This is a genomic window from Streptomyces sp. NPDC036764 (genome assembly GCF_055609385.1).
Genome location: NZ_JBVJPT010000001.1, coordinates 332,768 through 344,924 on the forward strand (window position 1 = coordinate 332,768; position 12,157 = coordinate 344,924).

Below are 12,157 nucleotides of genomic sequence, written 5' to 3' on the forward strand. Positions count from 1 at the left end.
AGGCTCGGACGTCAGAGATTCGTCATGGTTCACAGCGGCTTTCGAGGCCCCCGCCCGGCCTACGGTCGGCGCATGGCACGGTCTCCCTTCTCACCCTCCTTCTGGCGCAGCCCGCTGCGCGGTCCCTGGCTCACCTCGGTGCTCGGTGTCGTCCTGCTCGTCGGGATCACGGTGCTGTTCGTGACGGGGCTGGTGTCCTACGCCGCCTACAACCCGAACCTGTCGCCGGTGAACGACAAGACCCCGGACAAGGGGATCCTCGGCTTCTACCTGTTCTCCTGGCCGACCGACCCGCACTGGCTGTACCGGCTCAACCAGGGCGTCCACGTCACCCTCGGCATCACCCTGATCCCGGTGCTGCTGGCCAAGCTGTGGTCGGTCGTGCCGAGGCTGTTCACGCTGCCCCCGGCGCGCTCGCTCGCGCACGCGCTGGAGCGGATCTCGCTGCTGCTCCTGGTCGGGGGCGCGCTGTTCGAGTTCGTGACAGGCGTGCTCAACGTCCAGCTCGACTACATCTTCCCCGGCTCCTTCTACACCCTGCACTTCTACGGGGCGTGGGTCTTCATCGCCGCGTTCGTCGCGCACGCGGTGCTGAAGACGCCCATGGCCCTGCGCAACCTTCGCCAACTGCGCGAGGAGAAGAACGACCTGGTCGCGCCGAGCCCCGCCGAGCCGACCGTCTCGCGGCGCGGCGCCCTGTGGTTCGTCGGCGGCGGCTCACTGCTGCTGTTCACCACCACCGTCGGCCAGAACTTCGACGGCCCCCTGCGCCGCACCGCCCTCCTCGCCCCGCACGGCGGCGCCGAACCGGGCAGCGGGCCGGGCGGTTTCCAGATCAACAAGACGGCCGCGTACGCCGGGATCCGCGCCGCCGACACCGGCGAGGAGGCGTGGCGGCTGGCGGTCGTCGGCCGGGACGGGCACACCGTCCGCCTGGGCCGCGCCGACCTCGTCGCCATGCCGTTGCACAGCGCGGCCCTGCCCATCGCGTGCGTGGAGGGCTGGTCGACGTCCGATCAGTGGTGGCGCGGCGTACGGCTACGGGACCTGGCGAAACTGGTCGGCTACGACGGCGACCCGCCGGACGTGTTCGTCGAGTCGCTCCAGCAGAGCGGCGCCTTCCGGAAGGCCGCGCTGCGCTCCAACCAGGTCGCCGACCCCCGCTCCCTCCTGGCGCTGTCCGTCAACGGCGAGGACCTGACCCCCGACCACGGCTACCCGGCGCGGATCATCGTGCCCGCCGCACCCGGCGTCCTCAACACCAAGTGGGTGGCACGGCTGACCTTCGGAGACCTGTGATGCGACGACCTAGGCTCATCCCGGTCGGCAGTCCCCTTCAACTCCTCCTTCTCCTGTGCTCGTTCGCGCTCGCCGCGTACGCGGGGGTACGGCTGCTGGAGGACGACTGGTTCGAGGTCGCGCTGTGGTTCGCAGGGGCGGCGGTCGTCCATGACCTCCTCCTGGTGCCGCTGTACGGCGCGGTGGATCAGGCGCTGCTACGAGGTTCCGAGGCGGTCGACCGTCGGCGCTGGGTGCCGTACGTCCGCGTTCCCGCCGCGCTGTCCCTGCTGCTCCTGCTGGTGTGGTTCCCCCTGATCACCGGCCAGGTGGCGGACCGCTACGCCCGCGGCACGGGCATGTCCACGGACGTCTTCCTGCCCCGCTGGCTGCTGATCACGGCGGTGCTCTTCGGCGGCTCGGCGGTACTGCTCGCGGTCAGCCGATGGCGATCCGGGGGTGGGCCGCGGGCGACATCCAGCTCATGATGCGGTCCATGGTGGCCCGGGGTACGGAGACGCAGCCGGCGGTGGCGATCAGAACCTGCCGGTAAAGGGGTTGCACGGGGAACTCCTTGCTGGGCCGTAAGGCGGGTGGGGTCAGCTCGCGGTCGCGGGTCCGGCGGGCAGGGCACCGGTGCAGGTGGCTCGTCCGAACGTGCCGGTGGCGGTGGCGCTTTGGACGTGCCGCCCGCGGATCGCGAGGGTGCAGCGGGCCTGCCCGCCCTTCTCGGTGAGCACGATGCTGACGATCGGGTCCCGGCCGACGGGGACGTCGACGGTCTTGCGCCAGGGCAGGGCGGCGGCTTTGACGACGGTGGCCGTTCCGGCCTCGCTGCGGGCCTGGAAGGTGATGTCGGCGGAGCCCTCGCCGGTCACCTCGTAGGTCACGGAGGCGGTCGGGACGCTGCGCTCGGACCTCTTGTCGCCGCCCTCGCCGGAGCCGAGGACGCCGTACCCGACGAGGCCCGCGCAGGCGGCCAGTGCCGCGCCCGCCACGACGATGCCGGAACGGTCCGCGCGCCGGAAAAGTGATGGCGTTGTGGGTTCCTGTGTGTCGCCGGCCATGAAAGTCCCCCTCGAAATGCGAGTGATCGGATCGAACCGGCCGGGTTATAGCCGAGGTTCTCCGTCGATGTCCAGCGAGGGGAAAAATCGGGCAACCCGCAACTGCGCAAGGTAAAAAGTCCGTGTTGTCCTGGCACTTGACAGTGCGTCAGCGAAATGAATAGAAACCCGGCGCCGCTGCCTATGGGCTCGTTTTCCCGTAGGGGGCGAATTTCGCAGGCATGTTTGTGCCACGACGCATGAGGAAAGGTTTGGCGTGAAACCCAGACTGGGCAGGCTGATAGCGTGCCTGGTGGTAGCCGCGGTGACGAGCACCGCGTTGCCCCAGGTAGCGTATGCGGCGCCCGCTGACGACGGTGACGAGAAGGGGATTTTCGACACCGTCAAGGGCTGGTTCGCGGATGACGACGACAGCGGAGAGCTGGACGAGCCGCCGTCCCATGATGAATTGGGGATAGCGGACCGGGAGAAAGTCACCTGGGCCAAGAGTGACCCGAAGGCCAAGCGCGTCAGGGAGCTTGCGGGTAAACGAACGGCAAACGCGCGCTTCTGGCAGTTGTCGGACGGACGTGTCGAAGCGGAATTGTCGGCAGTGCCGACGTCATACCGTTCGGGGGCCGGCAAGAAGGCATCCTGGAAGCCGGTCGACACGACGGTCCGCGAGTCCGAGGCGAAGGGTTTCGAGTTCGCCAACACGACGAACGAGGGCCGTAGCTGGTTCGGTGCGGAGGCGGACCGGCTGGTGCGCTTCCAGTCCCCGGACGGCCGTTCGGTCACCCTGGGTCTCGACGGCGTGGACAAGGGCCTGAAGCCGAAGGCCAAGGGTTCCACGGTCGTCTACCAGGACGCGGTCGCGGGCGCGGATCTGGAGTACGTGGTCGGTCCGGGCCGGGTGAAGGAGAACATCACCCTCGCCGAACGCCCCGACGGCCCGGTGAAGTTCACCTTCACGCTGGACACCGACGGGCTGATACCGAAGGCCCGCAAGGACGGCTCCATCGCGTTGTACGGCGAGCTGCCGAACACGCCGGTCATGGTGATCCCCGCGCCGTACATGACGGACGCGAAGAAGGCGGACGCCTCCGTCTTCGGCCGGACCTACAGCACGAAGGTCACGCAGAAGCTGGCCCGGGACGGCAAGTCCTGGAAGCTGACGGTCACGCCGGACGCGAAGTGGCTGGCGTCGAAGGCCCGCCAGTACCCGGTCGTCATCGACCCGACGATCACGATCGCGCCCTCGCCCTCGCAGTCCCAGGACACCATGGTCCTGTCGGACCAGCCGTCGACCAACTTCAACACCACCTGGAAGCTGTCGGCCGGCCGCACCTCCACCACGGCGAACTCACGCTCGCTGATCAAGTTCCCGCTGGACGAGATCCCGTCGGGCACGAAGATCGACTCGGCGCGGCTGGAGATGTACTACGACCAGGCGCACACCACCGCCACCACCAGTACCCAGATCGGCGTGTACCGGGCCACCGGGGCCTGGGACGAGTCGACGGCGACCTGGTCCAACACCAGCTCGCTGGTGGGTGAGCAGTCCGCCACGACGGTCCAGGTCGACGACGAGGACGCGGGCACGGCGGCGGTCGGCACCTGGCAGACCTCGGCGGCGACGACGAACGCGGTCGGGGACACCTTCCGCTCCAACCTCGACTCGATCACCGGCGACAGGTTCACCTGGCCCGTGCGGGTGCCGGAGACGGCCTCCTACCGGGTCGACGCGCACTACGTGCAGGGCACCAACCGGGCCACGAACGCCCCCTACACGGTGACCGCGGCCGGCGGTGCGACCAGCACCTACACCGTCAACCAGACCACCGGCACGGGCGGCGTGTGGACGCCGCTGGGCGGCGACACCAACGAGCTGACCTTCAACAAGGGCGGCGCCTACAAGGTCGAGCTCAAGGACACCTCGGTGGCGACCAGCCAGGCGCTGGTCGCGGACGCGGTGCGGCTGGTCGACCCGGCGAGGATCACCAAGTCGGCGGGCCAGTACAACCGCTGGCACAGCTTCCCGGTCGGCGACACGGTGCAGAAGTGGGTGGACGGCACCGCCGTCAACCACGGCTTCGTGCTGAAGGCGACCGACGAGGCGAACAACCCCCTCGGCGGCCCCCGCTACGAGTCCGGTGACGGCGACTACGGCGGCGAGACCGCCACGATCCCGCGGCTGACGGTGACCTACGGCAAGGTCGGCACCGAGCTGAACTCGCCCACCGTCATCCACTCCACGGGCCCGGAGCTGAGCTGGAAGGCGTACTCCAACACCACCGGCGACGCCGACCTGAACATCGCCGAGTACCAGTTGCACCGCTCCACGCAGCAGGCGTTCACGCCGTCCGCGGCCACCCTGGTGGCCCCGATCGACAAGGGCGCGACGACCTACACGGACACCACCGCGACCCCGACGCCGGACTCCTCCAGCGCGGAGATCGGGCGGTCGTACTACTACCAGATCGCCGTGAAGACGGCCGACGGCCAGTTGCTCGGCTCGCCCACCCGGATCGTCGGCGTGCCCAAGGCGGGCCGCACCATGCGGCTGATCCAGGGCACCGCGTCCGGCACCGCGGACACCACACTCTCGTCCACGGCTGCGACCACCAACCTCGACACCATCGACTCGGCGGGCGCCGGCCAGAACTGGCTGACGGTGGGCAACAACTCGCCCACGTACGGCAAGACCCGTACGGCGTTGAAGTTCCCCACCGGCGCCCTGCCCACCACCGCCACGGTGCTGGAGTCGCGGCTGTTCATGTGGGGCGCGGAGACCACCACCGACACCGACGGCGCGATCTACGAACTCCACGGCCTGAACCGGGACTTCAACGAGACGCAGGCCACCTGGAACAGCGCCGCCACCGGCACGGCGTGGACGACTGCAGGCGGCGACTTCTCCGCGACCGTGTCCGACACCGTCGCCCAGGTCTCCGAGGTGGGCCGGCACTGGTGGGACGCCACGTCGCTGACCCAGGGCTGGGTGAAGACCCCGTCGTCCAACAAGGGCGCCCTGATCAAGCTGAAGGACGAGACGGCCACCGGCCCGCAGGAGCGGACGGTGTTCCTGGCTTCGGAGACCTCCGACCAGCAGCTCGGCCCGCTCCTGCGCGTGATCTACGTCGACTCGACGACCGAGGACACGTACTACGCGCCGCAGACCCCGGCCCGTATGACCCCCAACTCCACGTACACGGTGGACTTCACGGTCACCAACACCACGAGCTCCGCGTGGGCGAGCGGTGAGCGGCAACTGTCGTACACCTGGAAGCTCCCCGACGGCACGGATGTGACGACCGGCGGCAACCAGCTCTCCACGGCGGTCCCGGCCCTGAGCCCCGGCCAGTCCGCGACCGTCCAGGCGCAGGTCAAGACGCCGATCAACTCGGACTCCGGCAGCAAGCGCACCGAGTACGTGCTCGGCTGGGACATCAAGAAGGTCTCCGACGGCAGTTGGCTGTCCGCCGGCACCGGCGGGATCCCGTCGCTGAAGCAGAACGTGGCGGTGGAGGACCCCACGTCCAACGCCCTCGGCCTGGAGAAGTTCTACTCCTACACCGGCAAGAACACCGGCGCCGGGTCGACGGTGATGAACAACCTGTCCTCGGGCAACAGCGTGTGGTCCTACAACGCGTTCACCAACCCGGGGCGCGGCCTGACCACCTTCGCCAGGTTCGCCTACAACTCTCTCGACACCTCCGACACCGTCTCGGGTGCGGGCTGGTCGGCACAGCTCGCCGGGCCCGTCCGCCTGGGCGCGCCGCTGGACTTCCACCCCAACCCCAACCCGACCGAGATCCGCCTGCCGGACGGTGACGGCACCACGCACGTCTTCACCAAGCAGGCCGACGGCACCTGGAAGGCCCCGGCGGGCGTCCACTACCGCATCACCATGAAGGCGGGCCTGGACTGCACTCCGAACAAGGACCCGGTGCCGGACGCCTGGACGCTGATGCGCCCGGACGGCACGCGGTTCCTCTTCGGCTGCGACGGCTACCTGACGTCCGTCGTGGACAAGAACGGCAACACGCAGACGTACACGTACGAGGAACGCAAGTCCAACAACAAGCCGACCAAGTTCCTCACCTACATCACCGACCCGGCGGGCCGGCAGTCCCTGCGGGTCGAGTACTACAAGAAGGGCGACGCGTCGTACGACTACATCGACGACACGGGCGCCAAGGTCACGGGCTCGAACCTGACGAACTCGAAGATCTACGACCACGTCAAGTCGGTCACGGACATCTCCGGGTCCGTCTCCGGCCTGCCGATCCGGAAGATCTCCTTCTTCTACACGACGAAGGGCCTGCTCGGTCAGTTCACCGACGGTGACGGATCCAGCCAGCCGAAGGTCTTCAAGTTCACCTACGACGCCACCCAGGGCAACAAGAACGTCAAGCTGGTCAAGGCCACCGATCCGCGGGGCAACGGCACCCAGCTCGCGTACCACGCCCCGCAGGCGGGTGACGACCCGAAGTACCACTGGTGGACCAAGACCATCACCGACCGGCTGCAGGGCAACACCGGCTTCGCGTACGCGGCGAACACCGCGAACACGAAGTTCACCGACACGACCGTCACCGACGCCGAGACGCACGCCACGAAGTACGTCACCGACGACTTCGGCCGCCCGGTGCAGACGACGAACGCCAAGTCCCAGACCTCGAAGATGAGCTGGGACGCGGACAACAACGTCACCTACCTGGAGGCGGACAACGGCTCCAGGACCGCGTACTGCTACGACCAGAAGACGGGCTACCCGCTCTGGCAGCGCGACGCGGAGAACAACAAGGCGGGCGTGCCGGACCAGACGACCACCTGTGTGTCGGACACGTCCAAGTGGCCGGCCAACGCCGCGAAGTACGAGTATCAGACGCGTGCCGACGGTTTCTCGGCCGACCTGTTCCGCAAGACCTCTCCGGAGGGCCGCGCCTGGCAGTTCGGCTACGACAACTTCGGCAATCTGAAGTCGGTCACCGACCCCAAGGGCGTCGCGACGACATCGGTGCCGGACGACTACAGGACGGACTACGAGTACGACTCGTACGGGCAGTTGACCAAGGCCATCGACGCCAACGGCAACCCGACCACGAACAGCGGCTTCGGGCCGACCGGTTACCCGGCGAAGATCACCGACGCGCTCAACAAGTCCACGTCGTACGTGTACGACGATCGCGGCCAGGTCACCGAGGTCACCGACGCGCGGGGCAAGACGACCACGCAGGCCTATGACGCCTTCGGGCGTCCGCTGGTCTCGACCGCGCCGAAGGACCAGGGTCAAGGCACGCTGATCAGCACCCCGGCGCCGGAGTTCGACGCCAACGACAACGCCACCACGGTCACCGCGCCCAACGGCGCCGTGTCCAAAGCGGTGTACGACGCGGCGGACCAGATCACCTCCGCGATGGCGCCGAAGGACTCGCCGACGGCTCCCGAACGCACCACGGCCTACACCTACGACAAGGTCGGCAACGTCAAGACGGTCACCGAGCCCAAGGGCACTGCGACCACCTCCGTGCCGGGCGACTACCTCACCACCAACAACTACAACGAGATCAACCAACTGACCTCGGTGGTCAACGCCGCCGGGGACAAGGTCGCCTACCAGTACAACAACGTCGGTGACGTTGTCACGGTCATCGACCCCAAGAAGAACGCGACCGCCGACGCCACCGACTACTCCACCAAGAGCGACTACGACCTCAACCACCGTGTCGTGCGGGTCACTGACGCCGCGGGCAAGTTCACGTCGACCAAGTACGACAAGGACGGCCTGGCGGTCGAGACCACCGACCAGGAGGGCAACACGACGTTCGTCACCTACGACGAGCGCGGCAAGCAGACCGAGGTGAAGGTGCCTCACGAGGGCACCACCTACCGGGTCTCCAGGACCGAGTACGACGAGGTCGGCAACGTCACGAAGTCGATCAGCCCGCGCGGCACCGAGACCGCGACGGCCGGCGACTTCGAGAGCCGTACGGAGTACGACGCCCTCAACCGGCCGACCAAGCAGTACCAGCCGTACGCCCCCGGCGACGCTCGCTACAACGACCCGAACGTCTACACCCAGACGGTCTACGACGAGGTCGGCCGGGTGGCGAAGACCTCGCTGCCGCCGTCCGAGGGCCAGAGCGTCCGCAATGACACCACCTACGAGTACTTCGACAACGGATGGCTGAGGTCGTCCACGGACCCCTGGGACATCACCACCGCCTACGACTACAACGACGTCGGCCAGCAGACCGCACGGACCCTGACCTCGGCCGGAGGCTCCTTCAACCGCACCATGGGCTGGAGCTACTTCCCGAACGGCCGCCTCAAGTCCAAGACGGACGACGGCGTCCCGGTCGGCACAGCGGTCCCGCTCGTCGACAACTCCGACACCCAGAACACCGGCTCCACCGGCACCTGGGCCAAGGCCAGTGCCGCCGGCCAGCAGGGCCACGACCATCAGTTCCACGCCGCCGGAACCGGGACCGACGCTTTCACGTGGACGCTGAACATCCCCAGGGACGGCACCTACACCGTCTACGTCAAGTACCCGCAGATGTCAGGGGCGGCCACATCCGCCAAATACACGATCACCCACGCCTCGGGCAGCACCGACAAGACGATCAGCCAGGCGACGGGAGCCGGGACGTGGGTCCCGCTGGGCTCCCACAACTTCACGCAGGGCAACTCCGCCAAGCTGCAACTGTTCCAGAACAGCGGCGGTGCGGTGGTCGCCGACGGTGTGAAGCTGGTGCGCGACAACTCGGGCGACACCGACAACGAGAAGCACACCTTCACCTACGCCTACGACCTCAACGGCAACCTGGCGTCGATCGATGACACCTCGTCCGGCGCCACGATCGACGCGTACACCCTGACCTACACCGGCCTCAACCAGATCCAGAAGGTCACGGAGGCGCTGGCCGGACAGGAGAAGAAGGCCACAACCTACACGTACGACATCAACGGCCAGCCGGAGTCGATCAGCCACCCCGACCAGCACTCCAAGTTCACGTACGACCTGCGTGAGCTGGTCAAGACGGTGTCCATCGGCGACTCCGCCACGGACCCGTCCCCGAACGTCTCCTCGTACACGTACACCGACCGCGGACTGCCGCTGCAGGAGACGAAGCCGAACGGCAACACCGTCGACCACACCTACAACCGGGACGGCACGGCCAAGACGCAGACGGAGAAGAAGCCCAACGGCACGCTGGTCTCCTCGCACACCTTCGCCTACGACGCCAACGGCAACCTGGCGCAGGACGTGGCGAAGAAGATGAACGCCGACAACCACGCGGCATACATCTCCTCGACGACCGACCTCACCTACGATCCGGCGGACCGGCTGGCGCGGGCGGTGAAGACCGGCACCGGAGCCGGCACCGAGAGCTACGTCCACGACGACAACGCCAACGTCGTCAGCCAGACGGTCAAGAACGAGTCCACGGACTTCACCTACGACCGCAACCGGCTGCAGACCTCCACCACGAACGGAGTGACGTCCAACTTCACCTACGACCCCTTCGGACGGCAGGAGTCCGTCACCGCCGACGGGAAGATCCAGTCCCGCAACGTGTACGACGGCTTCGACCACGTCGTCGAGTCCCAGCAACGGGGCGCCGACAACACCATGAAGTCGACGACCTACAAGTTCGACCCGCTCGACCGCACCACGTCCAAGACCGCGGATGGCAAGACCACCGACTACCAGTACCTCGGTCTGTCCGACGAGGTTCTGAACGAGGAGGTCACCGGCGCGCTGACGAAGTCCTACGAGTACAGCCCGTGGGGCCAGCGGCTCTCCATGGTCAAGCACAACAGCGACGGGACGAGCGAGGACGCGCACTACGGCTACAACAACCAGAGCGACGTGGAGACCCTCACCACCGACGCCGGTGACACCAAGGCGACCTACGGCTACACCGCCTACGGCGCCGACGACACGGACGAGTTCACCGGCATCGACAAGCCGGACGCGGCAGACCCGACGAAGGAGGCGTACAACCCCTACCGCTACAACGCCAAGCGGTGGGATGCCCAGTCCGGCACCTACGACATGGGCTTCCGCGACTACGACCCGGGCCTGAACCGCTTCACCACCCGGGACATGTACAACGGCGCCCTGGCGGACATGGGCCTGGGCACCGACCCGTTCACCGGCAACCGGTACGCCTTCACCGGTGGCAACCCCACCAGCAACGTCGAACTGGACGGGCACTGGTTCGCCCTGGCCTTGCCGGCGCTCTCACTGGGCCCGGTGGGCGTCGCGGTGGTGGCAGCGGTGGTCGTCGTCGCCGCCGTCGCCTATGTCGCCACCGAAGTGGCGAGCGACACCTCTGACGACGCGTCCGACGAGTCCAGTGAGGAGGAGGCGCCCAAGCCGGATCCCAAGCCGACACCGCGAGGACCGGCGCCGAAGGACGACACCCGGACCGGGGGCGACTGCAGCAGCGGCTCGGGCGGCTGGGTCAAGCACGGTGACCTGGACGCGAAGAACGGCAACCGATCCACCGGCGTCACCGCCTGCCTGACCGAGTCGTACCTGGACACCCACGAGGGCACCGACACGAACGTCAAGGTGGTCGCACCGCCCGGGTACCAGTGGGCCCGTCGCACCGCCTTCCACTTCGGCCTCCCGGCCAAGACGAACATCAACGCCTGCCACCTTCTCGGTCAGCAGCTCAGCGGTTCGGGCACCCAGCTCGAGAACCTCGCCACCTGCGCCCGCGGAGCCAACGACTGGCAGACGGGCTCCCAGCAGGGGGCCAACAACATGAAGAACTACGAGAACCAGGTGCGGGCCGCGGTCGACGCCGGACAGGCCGTCTACTACCAGGTGACCCCCACGTACAGTGGACGCCGGACCGTGCCCATCGGATTCCGGATATCCGCCTACGGGACGAATCCGGACGGATCCACAGGGATCAAGATCGACGCCTTCGTGTCCAACACATTGTTGAACCGCCGGAACCTGGGCATGTTCAACGACCAGAACACCGGGCGGCAAGTTCCCACCGGAGGGATGCCATGACCGGATCGGGTACAGCAGAAAGGGGCAACAGCATGTCGGCGTGGGACAACCTTCAGCGCCTCATGCCCCGCACGGCCGAGAGCGACACTTCGGTGGACTGGGGCCGCGTGGAACAGTCGTGGGGGAGGAGCTTCCCGTCCGACTACCGCCGGTTGATCGACTTCTACGGTGCGGGTGGAGTCGAGGACTGCCTGGGGATCGTCGCACCCGAGAGCAGGCACGAACCCCCTGCCTCGCCGTACGGCGGCATGCTCCACGAGACGGCCAACGCCGAGGGTGCCTGGGGCAGGATCCCGAAGGCCCCCGAGGTGGTCGGCCTGGATCCCGTGCTGATCGCTTGGGGAGTCTCCTGCGCGGCCGACATTCTGTGCTGGGACGCCTCGGCCGAGGATCCGGACACCTGGCCGCTGCTCGTCTACAACCGGAACGACAACCTGTGGCGTCGCTACGACTGCGGGGTGGTCGAGTTCCTCGTCCGTGTCATTCGAGCGGAATTCGACGACTGCCCGCTCGGGGATGAGTCCTTCTGGGGTGCGGGCTCGGCCCTCTATCTCAACGAGGCCGAGGAGCGGCGCCGCATCGAGCAAGGCCTGGATCCGTGGACCGGTGGACCTGATCCGTTCGCGGGTATGTCCTTCGGCTGATGTGACCGGTGTGGGCCGGGGCGGGGTCCGGCCCCGCCCCCCCCCCGCCACGAGTCCCCTTGTCCCAGGGGTGTGTTTTTCCTTTTTTCCTGCAAAAAGAGGAAACGCTCCCTACCACTCCCAACTTTTTCCTTCCTTTCTCAGGG

5 protein-coding genes are annotated in these 12,157 nt (G+C 67.5%); 4 read left to right on the plus strand and 1 reads right to left on the minus strand.

Translation table 11 applies throughout. The annotated features are described in order from the left end of the window. The first annotated feature begins 72 nt into the window (after positions 1–72). On the plus strand, positions 73–1,299 hold the full coding sequence (locus ACZ69Q_RS01420) for a molybdopterin-dependent oxidoreductase (protein ID WP_471034325.1): 1,227 nt from the start codon (positions 73–75) through the stop codon (positions 1,297–1,299). Next, positions 1,299–1,766 (plus strand): hypothetical protein, encoded by a 468-nt coding sequence (locus ACZ69Q_RS01425; RefSeq protein WP_471034328.1) that lies wholly within the window; start codon positions 1,299–1,301, stop codon positions 1,764–1,766. The genes ACZ69Q_RS01420 and ACZ69Q_RS01425 overlap by 1 nt, the downstream gene beginning before the upstream one ends. Before the next feature lie 111 nt (positions 1,767–1,877). Here ACZ69Q_RS01425 and ACZ69Q_RS01430 read toward each other — a convergent pair whose 3' ends face one another. Continuing rightward, complete coding sequence (locus ACZ69Q_RS01430) at positions 1,878–2,345, minus strand: hypothetical protein (protein ID WP_471034330.1); 468 nt, start codon at positions 2,343–2,345, stop codon at positions 1,878–1,880. 1,261 nt (positions 2,346–3,606) lie between these two features. Here ACZ69Q_RS01430 and ACZ69Q_RS01435 point away from each other — a divergent pair. Both ACZ69Q_RS01435 and ACZ69Q_RS01440 read left to right on the plus strand, forming a co-directional pair. After that, a complete protein-coding gene (locus ACZ69Q_RS01435; protein ID WP_471039980.1) occupies positions 3,607–11,367 on the plus strand; it encodes a golvesin C-terminal-like domain-containing protein in 7,761 nt (2,586 codons plus the stop codon). 32 nt (positions 11,368–11,399) lie between these two features. Next, positions 11,400–12,011: a hypothetical protein gene (locus ACZ69Q_RS01440; RefSeq protein WP_471034333.1), complete on the plus strand. Its 612-nt coding sequence runs from the start codon at positions 11,400–11,402 to the stop codon at positions 12,009–12,011. The last annotated feature ends 146 nt before the right edge of the window (positions 12,012–12,157 follow it).

What these genes read in the sequence shown, in the direction of transcription:
- ACZ69Q_RS01435 (WP_471039980.1), top strand. Translation starts at nt 3,607, where the DNA reads ATGGTCCTGTCGGACCAGCCGTCGACCAACTTCAACACCACCTGGAAG.
- ACZ69Q_RS01440 (WP_471034333.1), top strand. Translation starts at nt 11,400, where the DNA reads ATGTCGGCGTGGGACAACCTTCAGCGCCTCATGCCCCGCACGGCCGAG.
- ACZ69Q_RS01430 (WP_471034330.1), bottom strand. Translation starts at nt 2,345, where the DNA reads ATGGCCGGCGACACACAGGAACCCACAACGCCATCACTTTTCCGGCGC.
- ACZ69Q_RS01425 (WP_471034328.1), top strand. Translation starts at nt 1,299, where the DNA reads ATGCGACGACCTAGGCTCATCCCGGTCGGCAGTCCCCTTCAACTCCTC.
- ACZ69Q_RS01420 (WP_471034325.1), top strand. Translation starts at nt 73, where the DNA reads ATGGCACGGTCTCCCTTCTCACCCTCCTTCTGGCGCAGCCCGCTGCGC.